The organism is Leifsonia sp. 21MFCrub1.1, assembly GCF_900107895.1.
Taxonomy (GTDB): Bacteria; Actinomycetota; Actinomycetes; order Actinomycetales; family Microbacteriaceae; genus Leifsonia; species Leifsonia soli.
Genome location: NZ_LT629867.1, coordinates 1,276,206 through 1,298,313 on the forward strand (window position 1 = coordinate 1,276,206; position 22,108 = coordinate 1,298,313).

Genomic DNA, 22,108 nt, shown 5'->3' on the forward strand with positions numbered 1-22,108 from the left:
GACAGGACCCGCATGACCATGCAGATGACCCGCCCTACCGGCCCGTCGGCCGGAGCCGGAGCCGCCGGGGCCGCCGACACCGATGTCGCCGGCTTCGCGCTCACCGACGAGCAGCGCCGCCTCCGCGACGAGGTGCGCGACTTCGCCGACACCGTCGTCGCGCCCGCGGCCTACGAGTACGACACCAAGCGCAGCCTCCCGTACGACATCATCGCCGAGATGGGCCGGATGGGCCTGTTCGGCCTCCCGTTCCCGGTCGAGTACGGCGGCCAGGGCAAGGACTACCTCTCCCTCTGCCTCGCGGTGGAGCAGCTGGGACGCGTCGACCAGTCGATCGGCGTCACTCTCGAGGCCGGCGTCGGTCTCGGGGCCATGCCGATCTTCCGCAGCGGCACCGAGGAGCAGAAGCAGGAGTGGCTGCCGATGCTCGCGCGCGGCGAGGCGCTCGCCGGCTTCGGGCTCACCGAGGCCGAGGCGGGTTCCGACGCGTCCGGCACCAAGACGACGGCCGAGCTGCGCGACGGCGAGTGGGTGATCAACGGCACCAAGCAGTTCATCACCAACTCCGGCTCCGACATCACGCGGCTGGTCACCATCACGGCCGTCACGGGCGAGGAGAAGCGCGCGGACGGCTCCGTGAAGAAGGAGCTGTCGGCGATCATCGTCCCCACCGGCACGCCCGGCTTCGTGGCGGAGCCCGTGTACGACAAGGTCGGCTGGCACACCTCCGACACGCACCCGCTGACCCTCACCGACGTGCACGTGCCCGAGGCGAACCTGCTGGGGGAGCGCGGTCGCGGATACGCGAACTTCGTCGCGACGCTCGACGAGGGCCGGGTGGCGTTCGCCGCGCTCTGCACCGGCGCGGCGCAGGGCTGCCTGGAGGAGGCGATCCGCTACGCCGCGAGCCGGAACGTGTTCGGCCGCCCCATCGGCTCCAACCAGCACATCGCCTTCAAGATCGCGCGGATGCAGGCCAGGGTCCACACCGCCCGGCTCGCCTACTACGACGCCTGCTACAAGCTGATGGCCGGCAAGCCGTTCAAGATGGAGGCGTCCATCGCCAAGCTGGTCTCCAGCGAGGCCGCCATGGACAACGCCCGCGACGCCACGCAGATCTTCGGCGGATACGGATTCCTCAACGAGAACCCCGTCGCGCGCCACTACCGCGACTCGAAGATCCTGGAGATCGGCGAGGGCACGAGCGAGGTCCAGCTGATGGTGATCTCGCGCGCGCTGGGCTTCTCCGCCTAACCTGAACCCGCAGCCGACAGCTCCTGAGTTTTTCCGCGCTGCACCCGGCGTGTCGCCGGAAAAACTCAGGAGCCGGCGGTGAGAGACCCTCGAAGGGGAGGACGCATGATCGACAAGACCGTCGGAAGCGCCGCGGAGGCGGTCGCCGACATCCCGGACGGCAGCATGCTCGCCGTCGGCGGTTTCGGCCTGTGCGGCATCCCGAGCGCGTTGATCCAGGCGATGCTCGATGCCGGGACCACCGACCTCGAGGTGGTCAGCAACAACTGCGGCGTCGACGACTGGGGTCTCGGTCTGCTGCTCGCCGAGCACCGCATCCGCAAGATGGTCAGCTCGTACGTCGGCGAGAACAAGGAGTTCGCGCGTCAGTTCCTCTCCGGCGAGCTGGAGGTGGAGCTCACCCCGCAGGGGACGCTCGCCGAGAAGCTGCGCGCGGGCGGCGCCGGCATCCCCGCCTTCTTCACCCCGGCGGGCGTCGGCACCCAGATCGCGACGGGCGGCCTCCCGCGTCGCTACGCCGCGGACGGTTCGGTCGCGGTCGCGAGCGAGCCGAAGGAGGTGCGGACGTTCGACGACGCCGAGTACGTGCTGGAGCGGTCGTTGCGCCCCGACTTCGCGCTCGTGCACGCCGCGAAGGGCGACCGGCACGGCAACCTCGTCTTCCATGCGGCCGCGATGAACTTCAACCCGCTCGCTGCGATGGCCGGGCGCATCACCATCGCCGAGGTCGAGGAGCTGGTGGAGCCGGGCGAGCTCGACCCGGGGGCGGTGCACTGCCCCGGCATCTTCGTGCAGCGGGTGGTGCACGCGCCGGGTGTGGAGAAGCGGATCGAACGGCGGACGGTCGCCGAAGGGAGCGCACGATGAGCCTCAGCCGCACCGAGCTCGCCGCCCGGGTGGCGCGCGAGCTGGAGAACGGGCAGTACGTCAACCTCGGCATCGGGATGCCGACGCTCATCCCCAACTACATCCCGGAGGGCGTCGAGGTCATCCTGCACTCGGAGAACGGCGTGCTCGGCGTCGGCCCCTATCCCGCCGACGACGCCGTCGACCCCGACCTCATCAATGCGGGGAAGGAGACGGTCACCGTGAACCGCGGCGCCGCCTTCTTCGACTCGTCGCTGTCGTTCGGGATGGTGCGCGGCGGGCACGTCGATCTGGCCGTCCTCGGCGCCATGGAGGTGTCCGAGCGGGGCGACCTCGCCAACTGGATGATCCCCGGCAAGATGGTGAAGGGCATGGGCGGGGCGATGGATCTCGTGTTCGGCGCCAAGCGGCTCATCGTGATGATGGAGCACGTCGACCGGGAGGGCCGTCCCAAGATCGTGACAGAGTGCAGCCTCCCGCTGACCGGCACGGGATGCGTCGACCGCATCATCACCGATCTGGCGGTCATCGACGTCACCGACGACGGCCTGGTGCTGCGCGAGCTGGCTCCGGGCGTCACCGTCGACGAGGTGGTCGCCGCGACCGGCGCCCCGCTGCGCATCGAGCTGGAGGAGGCGGCATGAGGGAGATCGAGCAGCGCGGGCTCTACTACGAGGAGTTCGAGCCGGAGACGCGCTACCTGCACCGGCCGGGCCGCACGGTGACGGAAGCGGACAACGTCCTGTTCACGACCCTCACCATGAACACCCAGGCACTGCACCTGGATGCGGCGTGGTCGGCCCGGCAGCCCTTCGGGGAGCGGCTGGTGAACTCGATGTTCACGCTGGCGACGATCGTCGGCGCGTCGGTCACCCAGCTGACGCAGGGCACGATCGTCGCGAACCTGGGGTTCAGCGAGGTCTCCTTCCCGCATCCGCTGCACCACGGCGACACGCTCTACTCGGAGACGGTGGTGCTGGCGAAGCGGCTCTCCGCCTCCCGCCCCGGCCAGGGGATCGTCACGCTCGAGCACACCGGACGCAACCAGGACGGCGTCGTCGTCGCGACGGCGACGCGCCAGGTGATGGTGTGGTGCCGGGACGTCTCGCCGGCCGCGGCCGACCCGGGCGCCCCCGACACCGGCGGGGCGGACGCCGCCGGGTCGGATGCGGACGGGATCCTGTGAGCGAGGCCCCGGCGTTCCCCTGGGGGCCCGCGCTGCTGTTCTGCCCCGCCGACAGGCCGGAGCGGTACGCGAAAGCGCTGGAGCGGGCGGATGCGGTGATCCTCGACCTCGAGGATGCGGTCGACCCCGCCCGGCGGGTGGCCGCCCGGGAGGCCCTGGCGGCATCGGACCTGGACCCGGAGCGCGTCATCGTGCGGGTCAATCCGGCCGGGACCGACGACCACGACGCCGACCTGTCCGCGCTCGCGGCGACCCCCTATCGCGCGGTGATGCTGCCCAAGGCCGAGCGCCCGGCCGATCTCGACGGGCTCCGCGACTACGCCGTCATCGCCCTCTGCGAGACCGCCGCGGGCGTGCTCGCGGCGCCCTCGCTGGCCGCCGTCCCCGAGGTGATGGCCCTGATGTGGGGTGCGGAGGACCTGGTCGCGTCGTTGGGCGGCACATCCAGCAGGCACGCGGACGGACGCTACCGCGATGTGGCCGTGCACGCGCGGTCGGCGGTGCTGCTCGCGGCCGCCGCCTCCTCCGTCCACGCCGTCGACACCGTCCACCTCGACATCGCGGATCTCACGGGGCTCGCTGCTGAGGCGGAGGATGCCGTTGCCGTCGGATTCGCTGCGACCGCGTGCATCCATCCCGGTCAGGTGGAGACGATCCGCGCCGCCTACCGGCCCGATCCTGCGGAGGTCGAGGCCGCCCGGGAGCTGCTCGCGGCGGCCGAGAACGCGGGCGGAGGAGTGTTCCGCCACGAGGGCCGGATGGTCGACGGACCGGTGCTCGCGCACGCCCGGGCGGTGCTCCGGCGTTCGTGATGAAACTGTGACCTGGCTTTCCTCCACGGTTCACCCGTTTCGTCCTTCGCGCGTCGGAGGCATGTCGTACGCTGCAAGTGTTCAATCGGGAATCCACCGTTCTCGAATCGATTCGAGAGCCATCGATTCGCGGAGAACGGACATACGCGGCGGTTGGAGGTCGCGGGGGAGGGGGAGACATGCCACAGCTGCTTCCCCTGCGCCTGCTCGAGACCGTCGGTCTGCGCAGCAGCGCCGCCGACCCGCGCGCAGGCTCCGCTGAGCCGCCGACCGGCGTCATCGACGTCGACCCGGCCATCGCGAGCACCGGCCCGCTGTCGATCATCGCGCCCCGCCGCATCGGCGAGAGCGACCTCGCGGTGTACCCGCTGTCGCTCGGCGCGAGCGTCTTCGGCTGGACGGCCGACGGCGACACCTCGTTCGCCATCCTCGACCGCTTCACCGAGCTCGGCGGCGACTTCATCGACACCGCCGACAGCTACGTCGGCGGCCGCAGCGAGGTGCTCATCGGCACGTGGATGCGCGAGCGCCGCAACCGCGACCGCATGGTCGTCGCGACCAAGGTCGGGCGGCACCACGACAACCCGGGCCTCGGATCCGTCAGCATGATCCGCGCCGTCGAGGCGTCCCTCGAGCGGCTGCAGACCGATCACATCGACCTGCTCTACTTCCACGAGGACGACCCGGAGACGCCGCTGGAGGACAGCCTGGCGACGGCCGAGTGGCTGATCGAGAGCGGCAAGGTGCGCTACCTCGGCGCGTCCAACTTCACTGCGGACCGGCTGATCGAGGCGCGCATCCTGGCGTCGTCCGGCCTGCCGAAGTTCGTCGCCATCCAGACCCAGTACAACCTGATGCACCGCAGCGAGTTCGAGAGCGCGCCGCGGATCGTCGCGGCGGCGCAGGGGCTCGCCGTGATGCCGTACTACGCGCTGGCCAACGGCTTCCTCACCGGCAAGTACCGCGGCAAGGGCGACCTGACGGCCGGCGCGCGCAGCGTCCGCGCCTCCGCGTATGTGAACCGTCGCGGTCAGCGTGTGCTCGCGGTGCTCGACCGGATCGCCGCGGAGCACCGTGTCGCGCCCGCCAGCATCGCCCTCGCCTGGCTCCTCGCCAAGCGGACGATCGCCGCGCCGGTCGCCAGCGCCAGCCGCCCGGACCAGGTCGACGCGTTGATGGCCGCCGCGGGCATCCGCCTCACGCGGTCGCAGATGCTCGACCTCGACCGGGTCTCCGAGTAGTCCGCGTCCCCGCCCGCGCTCCTGTGGGGCGCAACACGCCGTTCCGCGACGTGCGTCACGGCGTGTTGCGCCCCATAGAACGTGTCGGCGCGGGTCAGACCTCGGCCAGGATGCGGTCGAGCGCGCGGTGCAGCGCGGCGCCCGCGGCGATCGCGTCGCCCACATAGCCGCCGGCCATGGCGCCGTCGCGCGCGAGGATGAGGTCGTCCGCCGCGTCGCCCGGTCGCGGGTGCCCGATCTGGCGGAACAGCTCCTCGATGCGGTCGGCGTACCAGTCGCGATGGGCCGTCACGGCCACGCGCACCGGGTCCGTCTCATCGGCGAACTGCGCGGCGGCGTTGATGAACGGGTCGCCGTGGAAGCCCGGGCTCACCGCCTGCTCGTTGATCGAGTCGACCAGCGCGCGAGCGATGTCGCGCGGGTCGTCGTGCGCGGCCTCCTGCTGGGCGAACCAGTCGCGCACCTGGCGGTCGCGGCCCTCCACGTAGGCGATGATCAACAGGTCCTTCGACCGGTAGTGCTTGTAGAACGTCGCCTTCGTCACGCGGGCGCCCGCGATGATGCGGTCGACGCCGACGGTGTGGATGCCCTCCTGGTAGAAGAGCTGATCCGCCGTCGCGAGAATCTTGACCTTCGACGGCGCGGGCGGCCGGATGGTCGCTCGGGCACTTACGACCATCCGGCACGACTCCTTGTTCGGGGGAGGCAGGGGCGCCTCCGGGCTGCTGTCAGAGGCCGATCGCGCCCGCCGCGAGGCGCCGGACACGATGGCCTTCACAGTATAGCGGTAGACAGACGATTCTGTTTGTCCTCTTTTTCTCAGCCCAGGCATCCCGGGTGCTCTGGCGTAGGGTGGAGGGGATGAACAGCGCAGTCGACCTCCCGCTCGGTATGGCCGACCTCACCTTCGCGGCGTCCGGCGAAGCGCTGGTCCGGCGGACGGTTCTGCCGAGCGGTGTCCGCATCCTCAGCGAGCAGGTCCCCGGCGCCCGCAGCGCCACGCTCGGCTACTGGGTCGCCGTCGGCTCGCGCGACGAGAGCGACGGCCAGCCCGGGCATCCCGGATCGCTCGGCTCGACGCACTTCCTCGAGCACCTCCTCTTCAAGGGGACGCGCACGCGCACCGCGCTCGACATCGCGGTCTCGTTCGACTCCGTGGGCGGCGAGCACAACGCCATGACCGCCAAGGAGTACACCTGCTACTACGCGAAGGTCCAGGATCGGGACCTCGCCATGGCGGTCGAGGTCATCGGCGACATGCTCACCTCGTCGCTGCTCGATCCGGCCGAGTTCGAGAACGAGCGCGGCGTGATCCTCGAAGAGCTCTCCATGGCGGAGGACGACCCCGCCGACGTCGCCAGCGAGCGGATGTTCCAGGCCGTCCTGGGCGACCATCCGCTCGGCCGTCCCATCGGCGGCCGCCCGGACACCATCCGCGCGGCGAGCCGCGACGGCGTCTGGGAGCACTACCGCGCCAACTACCGGCCGCAGGATCTCGTTGTGACGGCCGCAGGCGCCGTCGATCACGACCTCCTGGTCGCCGGCGTCGAGCGCGCTCTCGCCGCAGCGGGCTGGGACCCGGAGCTCGCCGCCACCCCCGTCGACCGTCGCCCGGCCGTCCCGGCCGACATCCGCCGTGGAAGCCCCATCGTCACGGTCGAGCGCCCGATCGAGCAGGCCAACGTGTTCGTCGGCATGCCCGGCATCCTGGCCACCGACGAGCGCCGCACGACGATGAGCGTCCTCAACTCGATCCTCGGCGGCGGGATGTCCAGCCGCCTCTTCCAGGAGGTGCGCGAGCGCCGCGGCCTGGCATACTCGGTCTACTCGTTCTCCGGCTCGTACTCCGACGCCGGCGTGTTCGGCCTGTACGCCGGATGCGCTCCGGCAAAGGCGCGCCAGGTCACCGAGCTGATGCTGGACGAGCTGCAGCGGCTGGCGTCCGGCGGCGTCACGGCCGACGAGCTCCGCCGTGCCGTCGGCCAGCTCTCCGGCGGCGCGGCCCTCGCGCTCGAGGACTCCGACACCCGCATGTCCCGTCTCGGCCGCGCCGAGATCACGCTCGGCGAGTTCGCCGATCTCGATGAGAGCCTCCGGCGTCTCCACCTCGTCACCGCGGACGATGTGCGCGCCCTCGCCGCCGATCTGGCGGACCGGCCGGTCTCCGTCGCTGCGGTGGGGAGCGTCACCGACGACGTGTTCGCCGGCCTCGCCTCCTGACCAGCCCGTTCTCCCGATCCATCTCCGAAAGGTCCCGTTCGTGCCCCACTACATCTACCTCGTGCGCCATGGCGAGCAGCAGGATGCCGAGCACGGCCTGCCGGACGGCCCGCTCTCGCCGCGGGGCAAGCGTCAGGCGCAGCTCGTCGCCGAGCGGCTGAGCGGCATCCCGTTCACCTCGATGTACCACTCGCCGCTGGTGCGCGCAGCGGAGACGGCGGCGATCATGGCCGAGCGGATGCCCGCGCTCGAGCCACAGCCGTCGAGCCTGCTGTTCGACTGCATCCCGTCGGGCCCGACGCCGGACATGCCCAAGGCGTTCGAGTCGTTCTTCGGCCCGGTGACGGAGGCGGAGATCGAGGCGGGCCGGGCGCAGATGGACGACGCCGTCAACGAGTTCCTGACCCCGGCGATGGGCGACCGCCACGACCTGCTGGTGACGCACAACTTCGTGATCGGCTGGTTCGTCCGGCACGTGTTCGACGCTCCGGCCTGGCGCTGGCTGGGGCTCAACCAGGCGAACTGCGGCCTGACGATCATCCGCGTGCGCTCGGCCAAGCCGCCCGTCCTCGTGGTGCACAACGACCTCGGGCACCTGCCGGTCGAACTGCGCACCGGCCTCCCCGAGCTCCAGCCCGTCTGACTCCGCCCCGCCCCAAGCCCGCAGCTCCTGAGTTTTTCGCCCCCTGGGCGCCGATTCGCGCGAAAAAGTCAGGAGCTGTCGGCGTCAGGCGAAGGCTTTGCGGAACCAGTCCGTCGCGTTGGGGTTGTCGTTGTACGGCGGGATGGGCTCGTAACCGTGCGAGCGGTACAGGCCGCCCGCCGCCTCCAGGCTCGCGTTCGTGTCGAGCACCAGCTCGGTCGCACCGAAGCCGCGGGCGCGCAGCTCGAGCTCGGCGAGGATGGCGCGGCCGTAGCCGCTGCCGCGGGCCGACGGCGTCACCCACAGATGCTTGATCTCATACCGCACGACGGATGCATCGTCCTGTGCCTCCGCCGACGGGACGCGCAGTTCGCGGATGCCGCCGCATCCCACCTCGACGCCCTCGTCGTAGGCGAGCAGGAAGACCCCGTTCGGCGCGACGAACTGCCCGGGATCGGGGAACGACGTGCGGTACGCGCCCTGGGCGCTCGGGAAGGTCGCGGCGCGCTCGGCGAAGTAGTCGGACAGCATCCGGTGGGCGGTCGCGTCGGTGACGGCGACGTCTGCGAAAGACACCATCGGCCCAGCGTAACGCGCCCCGCGGGTAGGCTGATCGGGTGAGCATTCGCGTGGCCGTCGCCGGAGCGACCGGAAAACTGGGAAGCGTGGCGGTCCGTCTCATCGAGCAGGCCGACGACCTGGAGCTCGTAGCTCGGCTCGACTCCCGCTCGCCCCTGGAGGACATGCTCGGCGCCGACGTGCTCGTCGACATGACGGTGCCGCAGGTCAGCGGCCGGATCGTCGCCTTCGCGGTCGATCACGGTCTGAATGTGCTCGTCGGCACGTCCGGCTGGTCGGCGGACCGCATCCTCGACCTGGAGCGACGCGTCGCCGAGCACGACGGGCAGGGCGCCGTCGTCATCCCCAACTTCTCCCTCGGCTCCGCCCTGGGAACGGCGTTCGCCACCGTCGCCGCCCGCTTCTTCGACTCCATCGAGATCGTGGAGGCGCACGGCGCGGGCAAGGTCGACTCGCCGTCGGGCACGGCGGTGCGCACCGCGGAGCTCATCGGCGCGGCACGCGCCGCGATCGGCCCGGTGGAGGCGCCGCACTCCGATCAGCGGGCGCGCGGGCAGCAGGTCGCCAGTGTGCCCATCCACAGCCTCCGGATGCGCGGGGTCGTCGCCCAGCAGCAGGTGATCTTCGGAGGCGCCGGGGAGCAGCTGACCATCCGGCACGACACCGTCGGCCCGGAGGCGTACGAAGCGGGCATCCTGCTCGCGCTGCGCGCGGCGGCGACCGCGACGGGCGTGACGGTCGGCCTCGACAAGCTCGTCGACCTGGGGATCGCCGAGCCGAACGGCGAGCCGCCGCGCCCGACCGTCCGCGACGCGGGCGACGACGGCACCGACCCCGGCCGATGACCGGCGAAGCGATGAGAGGCCGGCTCCCCGGATGAGAAACCGCCTGGCCGCCCTCCTGATGGCGGTCCTCCTGCTCGTCTACCTGGTGCTCGTCACCCAGCGCGCGGTCATGCTCGTGCTGACCGGTGAGCCCGTCGGCATCGCCATGGGCGTCGCCCTGATCGTGCTCCCGTTCATCGCGGCATGGGCGATCGGCCGCGAGCTGCTGTTCGGCGCGCGCACGGAACGCCTGGTGCGGCAGCTGGATGCGGAGGGCGGCCTCCCGGTCGAGGACCTGCCGACGCGCGCAAGCGGCCGGCCGCTGCGCGACGCCGCGGACCGGGACTTCCCGCGCTATCGCGCTGAGGTCGAGGCGGAGCCGGAGAGCTGGCGGGCGTGGTTCCGGCTGGGGCTCGCCTACGACGCGTCGGGGGACCGCCGCCGCGCGCGCGAGGCGCTGCGGCAGGCGATCCGGCTGGAGCGGGCGCAGGCGAAAACGGGCGGGCCCGCAGCCCGCTGACGGCCCGCTGACGGCACGCTGACAGGCCTCTGGGCGCGACCGCTGGGCGCGCCGGCGGAGCACGGCGGCAGCCGTGCGTCAGGCCGCTCGCACCTCCACGAGCCGGTCCATCGCGTCCTCGATCGTCGGGTCGCGGAACACGAAGCCGTCGTCGAGCAGCGCGCGCGGCACCACCAGCTGGTCGGCGAGCAGCAGCTCGCGGCCCGCATCCTGCAGGACCAGCTCGATCGCGAACCGCGGCACCGGCAGGAGGTACGGCCGGCGCACCGCCTGCGCCAGCGCACGCACGATCTCCCCGGCGGTCGCCGGCGTCGGCCCCGCGATGTTCACCGGCCCCTCGAGCGACGAGGTCAGCAGGTGGACGAGCGCCGCCGCCTCGTCGTGCAGGCTGACCCAGGGCCAGTGCTGGCGACCGCCGCCGAGGGGACCGGCGAGTCCCGCCTTGGCGAGCGGGAGCAGCGGCGTGAGTGCACCGCCGCGGCCGATCACCACGCCGGTCCGGGCGAGGGCGACGCGCGTGGCGGGCGGCGCGAGCCGGGCGGCGGCCTCCCAGGCGTCGACGACGTCGGCGAGGAACCCGCGTCCCTTCGTCGCCGCCTCGGTCAGCTGCTGGCCGGGGCGGTCGCCGTAGTAGCCGACCGCCGACCCGCTGACGAACACCGCGGGCGGGCTGTCGGCCCGGCGCATCCCCTCGGCGAGCGTCCCGGTCGCCTGCAGCCGGGATGACAGGATGCGCCGCTTGGTCGCGCGCGTCCACGGAAGGTGCTGCAGCGAGCTGCCGGAGAGGTTCACGACCGCGTCGGCCCAGTCGAACACGCCGGGATCGACGGAGCGTTCCTCCGGCGCCCAGCGGAGTTCGTCCGAGCCGGCCGGTTCACGCCGGACCAGCCTCCGCGTCTCGTGTCCGGCTTCGGCCAGCTGACGACGCAGCTCGCCGCCGATCATGCCGGACGCGCCGGCGAGCAGTACGCGCATGTGCGGCCGCCTGCGGCTCAGGCCAGCGACGCGTCGAGGGTGATCGGGATGCCGACCAGGGCTCGCGACACGGGGCACGTGCGCTTGGCCTCGTCGGCGAGGCGCTGGAAGTCCTCCTCGGAGAGGCCGGGGACCTGGGCGGTCACGGTCAGGTGGCTGCCGGTGATGCCCTGTGCGGGATCGAAGGTGACCGCCGCCGTCGTGCGGATGCTCTCCGGCGCGTTGCCGAACTGCGCGAGCACGTTCGAGAACGCCATCGAGAAGCACGCGGCGTGCGCTGCGCCCAGGAGCTCTTCCGGGGTCGTGACCTCGGCGCCGCCCTCGGAGCGGGCCTTCCAGTTGACGGAGAGCTCCGCCGCGTGCGACGAGTCGAGCGTGACCGTTCCGGAGCCGCTCGTGAGATCGCCGTTCCAGACGGTGGTGGATGCGCTGGTGACTGCCATGAAGACCTCCTCGTGACCCTCTGCCGCCGAGCGCGGCCGGGCCTCTCCACCCTACTGACGGGTTCCGGCGCCGTCACCGGGTGCTGGGCGGATTCCCGGCTGGGCCGGCGGGGGTCGCGGCTCGACGGGCGGTCAGGCCCCGGCGGGCGGTCAGGCCCCGGCGGAGCGCCGGATGAGTCGCGCGCGCACCAGCAGGAGGTACAGCTGGCAGCCGAGGCAGTATCCGAACACCGAGTTCAGGAACGCCGCGGCGAATGCCAGCGCTGCGGCGATCGGCAGCGCGAGCGGCACACCGGCCACGAACAGGACGAGGCCCACCCCGGTGACGAGCAGCCCGATAGCCTGCGCGAAGGTGGGCGGCGCCGGGTCCTCGAGCTCGGCGGGAGGCGCCAGGCGCGGACGGATCACGGCGCGGAAGAGCAGTCCGTACGGGTGGCGGCGGATGCCGGCGACGGCGCCCCAGGCGAAGAGGAGCGCGATGACGAGCAGCAGCACCGCCGCCGCGGTCGTCGCCCCGATCAGCGAGAGGAACAGGTCGACGAGGAGCAGCACCGCCGTGATCCCCGCGCCGAATCGCGGCGATCGCGGGTCGATGCCGGGGCGGCCGGATGCACCGGACGCCGTCGAGGGGGATGCGGCGGTGGCGGCGGACGCCGCCGGATCAGGCTGAGACATGGTCGCTCCCGAGGATGCGGTGGAGGGTGAGGCGGACGTCGTCCGCGCGTGCCGCGCCGCCGATCCTGGCGCGGACGGCGCCCGTGGCGTCGAGGACGAGGGTGGTCGGCGTCTGGAGGATGCCGAAGCGTGTCGCGAGCTCGGGCCGGTCCGTCAGGTCGACCTCCGTGTGGCTCACGCCGTCGGTGCCGGCCGCGACGCCGTCGAGCACACGCGCGGTGGAGCGGCAGGGCGCGCAGAACTCGGTGGAGAACTGCAGGAGGGTGGCGCGGCCGCCGAACGCGTCGACGCCGACCTCGGAGGGGGCGACGACGTCGTGCCCGCCGACCGTCCGCGCGCGCCCGGTCGTCGCGCGCCAGAGGAGGCCGGCCGCCGTGACGACGGCGACGAGCCCGAGCAGGATGCCGAGAGCTGCGAATCCGTTCACAGCCCGGGACGCTACGCCGACGTCGTCCACAGCGCACCGAATGTGACCTCCTGTGACGGCGACCCGATAGCCTGGTGGCATGGCTGCTTCCGAGAATCCGTTCGGCCAGGTCCTCGTCGCCCTGGTCACCCCGTTCACCGCCGATGGCGAAGTGGACTGGGCGGCGGTCGAGAAGCACATCGACGACGTGATCCAGGCGGGTGCTGACGGGATCGTCGTCACCGGCACGACGGGGGAGACCTCGACGCTGACCGACGCGGAGAAGCTCCGTCTGGTGGAGGTGGGCAAGTCGGTCGCCGCCGGCCGGGCCAAGATCATCACCGGCGGAGGGTCCAACGAGACCGCGCACGCCATCCAGCTGTACCAGCAGAGCGAGAAGGCCGGGGCCGACGGCGTCATGGTCGTCACGCCGTACTACAACAAGCCGACGCAGGCCGGAATCCTCACCCACTTCCGGATGATCGCCGACTCGACCGACCTGCCGGTCATCCTCTACGACATCCCGGGCCGCACCGGGGTCCCCATCAAATACGAGACGATCCTCCGTATCGCCAAGCACCCGAACGTGCTCGCGATCAAAGACGCGAAGGGCGACTTCAGCGAGGTCAGCCGCGTGCTCAACCAGACCGACCTCCTCTACTTCTCGGGCGACGACGCCAACGTCCTTCCGCACCTCTCCATCGGGGCGAGCGGGCTCATCGGCGTCACGGCGAACATCGCTCCGACCCCTTACCGCCAGATCGTGGATGCGGTGAACGCCGGAGACCTGGCGACCGCCACCGCAGCCCACCGCAAGCTCGAGCCGCTCGTGCGCGCCGTGATGACGCACGTGCCCGGTACCGTTGCTGCCAAGTACATCCTCCACGGCCTCGGCCGCATCTCGAGCCCCCGCGTGCGTCTCCCGCTCGTCGGGCCCGAGGAGTGGGAGGCCGCTCAGATCGAAGACGAGCTCGACCTCGTCCACGACATCCCCGGTGTCGACTTCTCGAACTTCCGCCCCGACCGCAATGCGGCCGCGGGCGGTGCGCTCCCGAAGATCGCCGGGACCACACGCTGACGACCGCACAGGCGGTCGAACACATGGCGGGCGCGCGAAGCCCCGCGAAGAACACAGAAATAGGAGGGCACATGCCCAACCTCGTCGCCGAGCCTCCCGCGCTCGAACCCGGAACACTCCGCATCATCCCGACCGGCGGTCTCGGTGAGATCGGCCGCAACATGACCGTCTTCGAATACGAAGGCAAGCTCCTCATCGTCGACTGCGGCGTCCTCTTCCCGGAGCAGGACCAGCCGGGCGTCGACCTGATCCTCCCCGACTTCCAGCCGGTCCGCGACCGGTTGGACGACGTCGTCGGCGTCGTCCTCACGCACGGTCACGAGGACCACATCGGCGCCGTGCCGTACCTGCTCAAGCTGCGGCGCGACATCCCGCTGATCGGCTCGGGCCTCACGCTCGCCCTGGTGGAGGCGAAGCTCAAGGAGCACCGCATCCAGCCGTACACGCTCACGGTCAAGGAGGGGCAGGTCGAGCAGCTCGGACCGTTCTCCCTCGAGTTCGTCGCGGTCAACCACTCCATCCCGGATGCGCTCGCCGTGGCGATCACCACGCCGGCCGGCGTCGTCCTCCACACCGGCGACTTCAAGATGGACCAGCTGCCGCTCGACGACCGCATCACCGATCTGCGCGCCTTCGCGCGGCTCGGCGAGAAGGGGGTCGACCTGTTCCTCGCCGACTCCACCAACGCCGACGTCCCCGGCTTCACTCCGCTGGAGCGATCGATCGGTCCGGTGCTCGACGCCGTCATCGCCCGCGCGCCGCGCCGCGTCATCGTCGCGAGCTTCTCCAGCCACGTCCACCGCGTGCAGCAGGTGCTCGACGCGGCCGCCGCGAACGGCCGCCGCGTCGCCCTGCTCGGGCGTTCGATGGTCCGCAACATGACCATCGCGGCGGAACTCGGCTACCTCAAGGTGCCCGAGGGCGTGCTGATCGACTACAAGAAGGCCGCCGACCTCCCCGACGACGAGATCGTCTACATGTCGACCGGTTCGCAGGGCGAGCCGATGGCCGTCCTCGCCCGGATGGCGAACCTCGACCACCAGATCGAGGTCGGCCCCGGCGACACCGTGATCCTCGCGTCGAGCCTGATCCCGGGCAACGAGAACGCGGTCTACCGCGTCATCGACGGGCTCACCAAGCTCGGCGCCAACGTGGTGCACAAGGGCAACGCGAAGGTGCACGTCTCCGGTCACGCGGCCGCGGGCGAGCTGCTCTACTGCTACAACATCCTGAAGCCGAAGAACGTCATGCCCGTGCACGGCGAGTACCGCCACCTCGTGGCGAACGCGCGCCTCGCCATGGACACCGGCGTTCCCGAGAAGAACACGATCCTGGCCGAGGACGGCTCGGTCGTCGACCTGCGCGACGGCGTCGCCCGTGTCGTCGGCCAGCTCGACCTGGGCTTCGTGTACGTCGACGGCTCCAGCGTCGGCGAGATCACCGACGCCGATCTGAAGGACCGCCGCATCCTGGGGGAGGAGGGCTTCATCTCGATCATCGTCGTCGTGGAGGCCGCCACCGGTCGCATCGTGACCGGCCCGGAGGTGCACGCCCGCGGATTCGCCGAGGACGACGCGGTGTTCGACGACGTCAAGCCGAAGATCGCCGCCGCGCTCGCGGAGGCCGCCCACAACGGCGTCCGCGACTCGCACGCGCTCTCGCAGGTGGTGCGCCGGACCGTCGGCCGCTGGGTCAACACCAGCTACCGCCGCCGTCCGATGATCGTGCCCCTGGTGATCGAGGCCTGACCCGGTCGGGAGCGGCGTGGCCGGGATCGTTACCCGCCCGAAACACGGCGGCGGGTACCGTTCGTCCATGAACGCGTTCCGCATCCGACCCGCCGTCCCCGGCGACGCGCGGGTGCTCGCGGACATGCTGGTGGAGGCCGCCAACTGGAATCCGGGCCGCACCAGGCCGCGGGTGACCGTCCTCGACGATCCGTCCGTCCGCCACTACATCGCCGGCTGGCAGCGGCCGGGCGACTTCGGCTGCGTGGCGGAGGATGCCGCCGGTGTTCCGGTGGGCGCCACGTGGGCACGGCTGTTCTCGCCCAGCGATCCGGGCTACGGCTTCGTCGCGCCCGGCGTCCCGGAGCTCACGCTCGGCGTCTACCCGCACTGGCGGGCGCAGGGGGTCGGCCGGGCGCTGCTGCGCGAGCTGGCCCGCATGGCCGCAGCCCGCGGCCACGCGCGTCTCAGCCTCAGCGTCCAGCGCTCCAACTTCGCCCAGCGCCTGTACGTCAGCGAGGGCTACGTGACGGTCGCCTCGGGCGAGGGCTCCGACACGATGGTGCGCACAGTCCGCTGACCCGGCCGGATTTCCACAACTCAGGCGCGGGAACCGCGTGATGACGGGGGCACGACGTAGCGTTGTGCCATGGCTACGAGCACCAAGTCGAATGCACGCGCCCGGAACTCCGGTCGCGGCGGGTCGACCGCGCGCAAGCCGGCGTCGAAGACCGCGCAGCAGAAGACGGTCGCCTACCCGGCAGCCGATGCGGGGCCCAGTCCGCTGGTCCGCGCGTGGATGGGCCTCGCCCACCTCACCGGCGGGGCGTTCCGCGCGCTCGGCCCGGAGAAGCTGGCGAAAGAAGAGCGCCGTGACGGCTTCCCGTTCTTCCTGGTCCTGCTGGCGATCGTCGGGGCGGTTGTGGAGTGGTTCCTGATCAACGACCAGGTCGCGCGCACCCTCGACGCGTGGACGTTCGGCGGACTGTTCGGGCGCGTCGCGTTCGCTCTCCCGGTGGTCATGGTGCTGTTCGCCGCCTGGCTGTTCCGGCATCCCAGCTCGGTGCACGACAACACGCGCATCGGCATCGGCCTGAGCATCCTGCTGCTCATGGTGTCCGGACTGTGCCATCTGTTCAGCCCGCACCCGTCGCCGAGCGACGGCGTGAACGCACTCGCGCAGGCGGGCGGTGTGCTGGGGTGGCTGATCGCGGCGCCGCTATCGCTGCTGATCACCCCGTACGGCGCGGGCGCCGTCATCATCCTGCTGCTGATCCTCAGCCTCTTCATCATCACCAAGACGCCGCCGAACAAGCTGCCCGAGCGCATCCGCGAGCTGTACGCCTACCTCTTCGGCGCGCAGCTCCCGACGGAGGACGAGCGCCAGGAGGCGAAGGAGGCGCGGACGAAGCAGGTCGAGCTCGACGGCGTCGGCGAACAGGAGCAGGAGGCGAACCTGCCCTGGTGGCGCCGGAACAAGTCCCAGCGCGAAGAGGACCCGGAGTACGACGCCGCGCCGGCGGACGGCCTCACCGAGGTCTTCGGCGCGGGAGGGCGAGGGAAGGGCGAGTTCGCGACCGCCCTCGAGCCCGACCCCGCGAGCGACCACTACAACACCGAGGTGCTCAGCGAGCTGGCCAACGCCGAGGACGCCCTGCACCGTTTCACCGGCGAGCAGCCCCCGACGGCCGTCGCGCCGCTCCCGCCCGTCGGCGGAGCGCCCGGCGGTGCGGCCGTGCTCCCCGGCTTCCAGGCGGGCGCCGAAGACTTCGACGAGGATGTCGCCCCGCCGGCGCTCCCCGAGCCGTCTGCTCCATACAACCTCCCGTCCGCCACGATGCTCTCCGCCGGAACACCGGCGAAGACGCGCTCGGGCGCGAACGACGAGATCGTCGCAGCGATCACGTCCGTCCTCACCCAGTTCGGCGTCGATGCGAAGGTCACCGGCTACTCACGCGGCCCGACGGTCACGCAGTACGAGATCGAGCTCGGGCCCGGCGTGAAGGTCGAGCGGGTCACCGCGCTCAGCAAGAACCTCTCGTACGCCGTGGCGAGCAACGAGGTCCGCATCCTGTCGCCCATCCCGGGCAAGAGCGCGATCGGCATCGAGATCCCGAACAGCGACCGCGAGATCGTGTCGCTCGGCGACGTGCTGCGGTCTCCCGCTGCCACGAAGAGCGTCCACCCGATGACGATCGGCGTCGGCAAGGATGTCGGCGGCGGTTTCGTGGTCGCGAACCTCGCCAAGATGCCCCACCTCCTCGTCGCCGGTTCGACCGGCTCGGGCAAGTCGAGCTTCGTCAACTCGATGATCACCAGCCTGCTGATGCGCGCGAAGCCGTCGGAGGTCCGGATGGTGCTCATCGACCCGAAGCGCGTCGAGCTGACGATCTACGGCGGCGTTCCGCACCTCATCACCCCCATCATCACGAACCCGAAGAAGGCCGCGGAGGCCTTGCAGTGGGTCGTGAAGGAGATGGACATGCGGTACGACGATCTGGCGAGCTTCGGCTTCCGCCACATCGACGACTTCAACCGCGCGGTCGTGAACGACGAGATCGTCCTGCCCGCCGGGAGCGAACGCAAGCTCAAGCCGTATCCGTACCTGCTCGTGGTGGTCGACGAGCTCGCCGACCTGATGATGGTCGCCCCGCGCGACGTCGAGGACTCGATCGTCCGCATCACCCAGCTCGCGCGCGCGTCCGGCATCCACCTGGTGCTGGCCACCCAGCGGCCCTCGGTGGACGTCGTGACCGGTCTGATCAAGGCCAACGTCCCCTCGCGCCTCGCGTTCGCCGTCACCAGCGTCACCGACTCCCGCGTCATCCTCGACCAGCCCGGCGCGGACAAGCTGATCGGCCAGGGCGACGCCCTGTTCCTGCCGATGGGCGCGTCGAAGGCCATCCGCGTGCAGGGTGCGTGGGTGAACGAGGACGAGATCCAGAAGGTCGTCGACCACGTCACCCGGCAGGCGCGACCCGAGTACCGCCAGGACGTCACGGTGTCGGCCGAGAAGAAGCAGATCGACTCCGACATCGGCGACGACCTGGAACTCCTCCTCGCCGCCGCCGAGCTCGTGGTGTCGTCGCAGTTCGGCTCCACCTCGATGCTCCAGCGCAAGCTGCGCGTCGGCTTCGCGAAGGCCGGTCGCCTCATGGACCTCCTGGAGTCCCGCGAGATCGTCGGGCCGTCCGAGGGGTCCAAGGCGCGCGACGTCCTGGCGACGGCCGAACAGCTCCCGCAGGTGATCGCCCGGCTGCGCGGCGAGGAGCCGCCGGCGGGTGCGGCGCCGTCCGCGCCGAGCGCGGCCGCCGGAGTCGGTGCAGGCGCCGGCGCCGCTGCGGCCGCGGTGCCGGGCCCGGCAGCAGGGGCAGGAGGCTCCGACATCGACGACCGCTACGGAAACGATCCGGTCGCGGCGATGACGGCGGGCTATCCTGAGGTCGAGGGCGACTCCGACGAGGACGCCTGGCAGCTGACCGACAGAGAGTAGACGACCGCGATGTCGGTGCCCGACACCCCTCCGCCCGCCGCGGCGGACGGCGGAACTGAGCACGTGAGCAACTGGAACCTGCCCAACGCGATCACGGTCGTGCGCATCCTGCTCGCCCCGCTGTTCGTCTGGATGCTGCTCGCCGACGGCGGTGACGACGGCTGGCTCCGGTGGGCCGCCGCGGCCCTGTTCATCGTCGCGATCGCGACGGACGGCGTCGACGGGGCCCTCGCCCGGCGCCAGGGACTCGTCACCGATCTCGGCAAGCTCCTCGACCCCATCGCCGACAAGGTGCTCACCGGCGGAGCGCTCATCGCGCTCTCCATCCTGGGCGAGCTGCCCTGGTGGGTGACGATCGTCATCCTGGTCCGCGAGATCGGCATCACCGTCTACCGCTTCGTGGTGATCCGCCAAGGCGTCATCGCCGCATCGCGCGGCGGCAAGATCAAGACCATCGTCCAGTCGGTCGCCATCTCCTTCGCGCTCGTCCCGCTGTGGACGGTGTTCGGGGACTGGATCTTCTGGGTGAACGGCATCCTCATGACCGCTGCCGTCATCCTCACCGTCTGGACCGGGATCGACTACCTCTGGCAGGCCTGGAAGGGCCGGAGAGCGAAGCGTGCCGTCGCGTGAGCCCTCGGCCACCGAGGCCGTCGTCCGTGCGCTGATCGACCGCGGGCTCACCGTCGCCGCGGCCGAGTCGCTGACCGGGGGACTGCTCACCGCAGAGCTCACGAGCGTCCCCGGCGCCTCCGCCGTCGTCCTCGGGGGCGCCGTCGTCTACGCGACGGAGCTGAAGCACACGCTGCTCGGCGTGGATGCCGAGCTGCTCGCGACGGAGGGTCCCGTCCACCCCGAGGTCGCCCGGCAGCTGGCCGCCGGCGTGCGCGACCGGCTGGCCGTCGCGGGTCGGCGCGCGGACATCGGCGTCGCGACGACGGGGGTCGCCGGACCGGACCCGCAGGGCGGCAGGCCGGTCGGAACCGTCTACGTCGGCCTCGCCTCCGACGCCGGTGCGCGAGCGATCGCACTGGCGCTGACGGGAGACCGCGACGGCATCCGCCGGCAGACGGTCGTCGAGGCCGTCAGGGCGCTCGCGGAAGAACTGGGCATAACGGGTGTTTGAGAGTCCCGGATTACCGCGGGAATACGCGGTGTTTCGGTCTGGTTACACCTGCTGCATTCACAAGAAAAGCCCAGTAGCCCTCGATATCGTGGAGCGCAGGGATGCGGTACATTCGTATCCCATCGATACGTCGGCAGGGTAAGAGAGGGAGGCTCCTAATGATTCTTGTACGTCAGGAAATCGGCGACGTGCTCAGGGACTTCCGCCTGCAAAAGGGTCGTACGCTCCGCCAGGTCGCCAGCAAGGCGAGTGTCGCGCTCGGGTACCTCAGCGAGGTCGAGCGCGGGCAGAAGGAGGCGTCGAGTGAGATCCTCGCCTCCGTGGCCGACGCTCTGGAGACGCCGGTCTCGGTCATCATGCGCGAGGTCGGCGATCGGATCGCGGTGCTCGAGGGTCTCGAGCCGGTCATTCCGGACACGGTTCCGGACGAGTTCGTCTCGGCGATGGACTCGGACCTGGTCGCCCGCTGATCCCCGCACGCTCAGGAGGACGCCCCGCTCTCGGCGGGGCGTCCTTCGTTTACCTCCCCCTGCTCTCCTGGAATAAGGACACATGAAGCTCAGCGAGTTCCAGCGCGCCGTCTCCGACGAGTTCGGCAGCACCTACGGCCAGACGCTGCTGACCGACCTCGTCATCGGCGAACTCGGCGGCCGCACGCCGAACGAGGCCATCGCGGCCGGCCTGTCTCCGCGCGACGTGTGGATCGCCCTGTGCAAGGAGACCGGTGTGCCGCAGTCGCACTGGTACGGTGCGGGCAAGCCCGCCCCCAAGCGCTGATCCGAGCCGCGACACGCCAATTCCGGTTCTCGAAGATATGTTCGGAACTGGCTACACTTCTTCACATCGGCAGTCGAAAACCGGTTGTCCACAGATGCGCGTCCCTCGCTTCGGGTGTCGGACGTCACTCATAGAGTCGAACCGTAGCGAAGCCCACGAAGGAGAACCGCAAAATGCCATCACCCGCAGACCGCGAGAAGGCCCTGGAAACAGCCCTCGCGCAGATCGACCGCCAGTTCGGCAAGGGCTCCGTCATGCGACTGGGCAGCGATGAGCGCGCCCCCGTCGAGGTCGTGCCGACCGGCTCCATCGCCCTCGACGTCGCGCTCGGCATCGGCGGCATCCCGCGCGGCCGGATCGTCGAGATCTACGGCCCGGAGTCGTCGGGTAAGACGACCCTCACCCTGCACGCCATCGCCAACGCCCAGCGGGCGGGCGGTATCGCGGCCTTCATCGACGCCGAGCACGCGCTCGACCCGGAGTACGCCCGCAAGCTCGGCGTCGACATCGACGCGCTCCTCGTCTCGCAGCCCGACACGGGTGAGCAGGCGCTCGAGATCGCGGACATGCTGGTGCGCTCCGGCTCCATCGACCTGATCGTCATCGACTCCGTCGCCGCGCTCGTGCCCCGCGCCGAGATCGAGGGCGAGATGGGTGACGCGCACGTCGGCCTCCAGGCCCGGCTGATGTCGCAGGCGCTCCGCAAGCTGACGGGTGCTCTGAGCTCGACCAACACCACGATGATCTTCATCAACCAGCTCCGTGAGAAGGTCGGCGTGTTCTTCGGAAGCCCCGAGACCACCGCCGGTGGTAAGGCGCTCAAGTTCTACGCCTCCGTGCGACTCGACATCCGTCGAATCGAGACGCTGAAGGACGGCACCGACGCGGTGGGCAACCGGACGCGCGTGAAGGTCGTCAAGAACAAGATGGCTCCGCCCTTCAAGCAGGCCGAGTTCGACATCCTCTACGGCGTCGGGATCTCGCGCGAGGGCAGCCTGCTCGACTTCGGTGTGGAGCACGGCCTCGTGAAGAAGTCGGGTGCCTGGTACACCTACGAGGGCGACCAGCTCGGTCAGGGCAAGGAGAACTCGCGCAACTTCCTGATCGCCAACCCGGACATCGCGGCCGAGATCGAGCAGAAGATCAAGATCAAGCTGGGGATCGTGGCCGACCCGAACGCGGTGGCGGAAGAGCCGTCGAACGTCGGGTCGATCGAAGACAAGCTGCAGGCTCGAAAGGGCGCGTGATCGTGCCCTTCGCCT

25 protein-coding genes are annotated in these 22,108 nt (G+C 70.8%); 19 read left to right on the forward strand and 6 right to left on the reverse strand.

All coding sequences use genetic code 11. The features are described 5' to 3' along the window. Positions 1 to 12 precede the first annotated feature (12 nt). The 6 genes from BLW09_RS05990 to BLW09_RS06015 all read left to right on the forward strand — a co-directional run bounded on the left by BLW09_RS05990 (position 13) and on the right by BLW09_RS06015 (position 5,360). Positions 13 to 1,254 (forward strand): acyl-CoA dehydrogenase family protein, encoded by a 1,242-nt coding sequence (locus BLW09_RS05990; RefSeq protein WP_089909780.1) that lies wholly within the window; start codon positions 13 to 15, stop codon positions 1,252 to 1,254. A 105-nt stretch (positions 1,255 to 1,359) separates the two neighbouring features. Next, a complete protein-coding gene (locus BLW09_RS05995) occupies positions 1,360 to 2,121 on the forward strand; it encodes a CoA transferase subunit A (RefSeq protein ID WP_089909783.1) in 762 nt (253 codons plus the stop codon). Beyond that, complete coding sequence (locus BLW09_RS06000; protein ID WP_089909786.1) at positions 2,118 to 2,765, forward strand: CoA transferase subunit B; 648 nt, start codon at positions 2,118 to 2,120, stop codon at positions 2,763 to 2,765. Before BLW09_RS05995 ends, BLW09_RS06000 begins: the two co-directional genes overlap by 4 nt. Beyond that, positions 2,762 to 3,307: a MaoC family dehydratase gene (locus tag BLW09_RS06005; RefSeq protein ID WP_089909790.1), complete on the forward strand. Its 546-nt coding sequence runs from the start codon at positions 2,762 to 2,764 to the stop codon at positions 3,305 to 3,307. The genes BLW09_RS06000 and BLW09_RS06005 overlap by 4 nt, the downstream gene beginning before the upstream one ends. Next, positions 3,304 to 4,119: an HpcH/HpaI aldolase/citrate lyase family protein gene (locus BLW09_RS06010; protein ID WP_089909793.1), complete on the forward strand. Its 816-nt coding sequence runs from the start codon at positions 3,304 to 3,306 to the stop codon at positions 4,117 to 4,119. Before BLW09_RS06005 ends, BLW09_RS06010 begins: the two co-directional genes overlap by 4 nt. 179 nt (positions 4,120 to 4,298) lie before the next feature. Next, complete coding sequence (locus BLW09_RS06015) at positions 4,299 to 5,360, forward strand: aldo/keto reductase (protein ID WP_089909796.1); 1,062 nt, start codon at positions 4,299 to 4,301, stop codon at positions 5,358 to 5,360. 94 nt (positions 5,361 to 5,454) lie between these two features. Here BLW09_RS06015 and BLW09_RS06020 read toward each other — a convergent pair whose 3' ends face one another. Next, a complete protein-coding gene (locus BLW09_RS06020) occupies positions 5,455 to 6,039 on the reverse strand; it encodes a TetR/AcrR family transcriptional regulator (protein ID WP_089909799.1) in 585 nt (194 codons plus the stop codon). 182 nt (positions 6,040 to 6,221) lie between these two features. On the opposite strand from BLW09_RS06020, the gene BLW09_RS06025 reads away from it, so the two are divergent. Continuing rightward, on the forward strand, positions 6,222 to 7,580 hold the full coding sequence (locus BLW09_RS06025) for a M16 family metallopeptidase (RefSeq protein ID WP_089909802.1): 1,359 nt from the start codon (positions 6,222 to 6,224) through the stop codon (positions 7,578 to 7,580). Between the two features lie 40 nt (positions 7,581 to 7,620). Then, positions 7,621 to 8,223, forward strand: a complete 603-nt coding sequence (locus BLW09_RS06030) for a histidine phosphatase family protein (protein ID WP_089909805.1) — start codon at positions 7,621 to 7,623, stop codon at positions 8,221 to 8,223. An 84-nt stretch (positions 8,224 to 8,307) separates the two neighbouring features. Here the strand turns inward: BLW09_RS06030 and BLW09_RS06035 are convergent, their stop codons facing one another. Further along, positions 8,308 to 8,802: a GNAT family N-acetyltransferase gene (locus tag BLW09_RS06035; RefSeq protein ID WP_089909807.1), complete on the reverse strand. Its 495-nt coding sequence runs from the start codon at positions 8,800 to 8,802 to the stop codon at positions 8,308 to 8,310. 38 nt (positions 8,803 to 8,840) lie between these two features. Here BLW09_RS06035 and dapB point away from each other — a divergent pair, with 38 nt between their 5' ends. Both dapB and BLW09_RS06045 read left to right on the forward strand, forming a co-directional pair. Beyond that, positions 8,841 to 9,647, forward strand: a complete 807-nt coding sequence (gene dapB / locus BLW09_RS06040; protein WP_089909810.1) for a 4-hydroxy-tetrahydrodipicolinate reductase — start codon at positions 8,841 to 8,843, stop codon at positions 9,645 to 9,647. 31 nt (positions 9,648 to 9,678) lie between these two features. Continuing rightward, complete coding sequence (locus tag BLW09_RS06045) at positions 9,679 to 10,146, forward strand: tetratricopeptide repeat protein (protein WP_172824175.1); 468 nt, start codon at positions 9,679 to 9,681, stop codon at positions 10,144 to 10,146. Positions 10,147 to 10,224: 78 nt separating this feature from the next. Here the strand turns inward: BLW09_RS06045 and BLW09_RS06050 are convergent, their stop codons facing one another. From BLW09_RS06050 to BLW09_RS06065, 4 genes are all read right to left on the reverse strand, one after another. Then, positions 10,225 to 11,121 (reverse strand): TIGR01777 family oxidoreductase, encoded by an 897-nt coding sequence (locus BLW09_RS06050; RefSeq protein ID WP_089909813.1) that lies wholly within the window; start codon positions 11,119 to 11,121, stop codon positions 10,225 to 10,227. A 17-nt stretch (positions 11,122 to 11,138) separates the two neighbouring features. Then, complete coding sequence (locus BLW09_RS06055; RefSeq protein ID WP_089909815.1) at positions 11,139 to 11,564, reverse strand: OsmC family peroxiredoxin; 426 nt, start codon at positions 11,562 to 11,564, stop codon at positions 11,139 to 11,141. A 150-nt stretch (positions 11,565 to 11,714) separates the two neighbouring features. Next, positions 11,715 to 12,239, reverse strand: a complete 525-nt coding sequence (locus BLW09_RS06060) for a DUF4395 domain-containing protein (RefSeq protein WP_231947096.1) — start codon at positions 12,237 to 12,239, stop codon at positions 11,715 to 11,717. Next, positions 12,226 to 12,666, reverse strand: coding sequence for a TlpA family protein disulfide reductase (locus BLW09_RS06065; protein WP_089916654.1), 441 nt, complete (start codon positions 12,664 to 12,666; stop codon positions 12,226 to 12,228). Before BLW09_RS06065 ends, BLW09_RS06060 begins: the two co-directional genes overlap by 14 nt. 79 nt (positions 12,667 to 12,745) lie before the next feature. Between BLW09_RS06065 and dapA the strand changes: the two genes are divergently transcribed. The 9 genes from dapA (at position 12,746) to recA (ending at position 22,093) form a co-directional block, all read left to right on the forward strand. Beyond that, positions 12,746 to 13,723: a 4-hydroxy-tetrahydrodipicolinate synthase gene (gene dapA / locus BLW09_RS06070; protein ID WP_089909818.1), complete on the forward strand. Its 978-nt coding sequence runs from the start codon at positions 12,746 to 12,748 to the stop codon at positions 13,721 to 13,723. A gap of 71 nt (positions 13,724 to 13,794) precedes the next feature. Beyond that, entirely contained in the window at positions 13,795 to 15,471 is a 1,677-nt protein-coding gene (locus BLW09_RS06075) for a ribonuclease J (RefSeq protein WP_089909821.1), read from the forward strand. Positions 15,472 to 15,538: 67 nt separating this feature from the next. Then, positions 15,539 to 16,030, forward strand: coding sequence for a GNAT family N-acetyltransferase (locus tag BLW09_RS06080; RefSeq protein WP_089909825.1), 492 nt, complete (start codon positions 15,539 to 15,541; stop codon positions 16,028 to 16,030). Positions 16,031 to 16,099: 69 nt separating this feature from the next. After that, positions 16,100 to 18,943: an FtsK/SpoIIIE family DNA translocase gene (locus BLW09_RS06085; protein ID WP_089909829.1), complete on the forward strand. Its 2,844-nt coding sequence runs from the start codon at positions 16,100 to 16,102 to the stop codon at positions 18,941 to 18,943. A gap of 9 nt (positions 18,944 to 18,952) precedes the next feature. Then, the gene (gene pgsA, locus BLW09_RS06090; protein ID WP_089909832.1) at positions 18,953 to 19,576 is read left to right on the forward strand and encodes a CDP-diacylglycerol--glycerol-3-phosphate 3-phosphatidyltransferase; all 624 of its coding nucleotides are present in this window, start codon (positions 18,953 to 18,955) and stop codon (positions 19,574 to 19,576) included. Beyond that, a complete protein-coding gene (locus BLW09_RS06095) occupies positions 19,563 to 20,069 on the forward strand; it encodes a CinA family protein (protein WP_089909835.1) in 507 nt (168 codons plus the stop codon). Before pgsA ends, BLW09_RS06095 begins: the two co-directional genes overlap by 14 nt. Positions 20,070 to 20,227: 158 nt before the next feature. Then, positions 20,228 to 20,539, forward strand: a complete 312-nt coding sequence (locus BLW09_RS06100; protein ID WP_018191455.1) for a helix-turn-helix domain-containing protein — start codon at positions 20,228 to 20,230, stop codon at positions 20,537 to 20,539. An 82-nt stretch (positions 20,540 to 20,621) separates the two neighbouring features. Then, positions 20,622 to 20,846 (forward strand): DUF3046 domain-containing protein, encoded by a 225-nt coding sequence (locus BLW09_RS06105; RefSeq protein WP_089909838.1) that lies wholly within the window; start codon positions 20,622 to 20,624, stop codon positions 20,844 to 20,846. Positions 20,847 to 21,019: 173 nt separating this feature from the next. Then, on the forward strand, positions 21,020 to 22,093 hold the full coding sequence (gene recA / locus BLW09_RS06110; protein WP_089909842.1) for a recombinase RecA: 1,074 nt from the start codon (positions 21,020 to 21,022) through the stop codon (positions 22,091 to 22,093). Positions 22,094 to 22,108 lie beyond the last annotated feature (15 nt).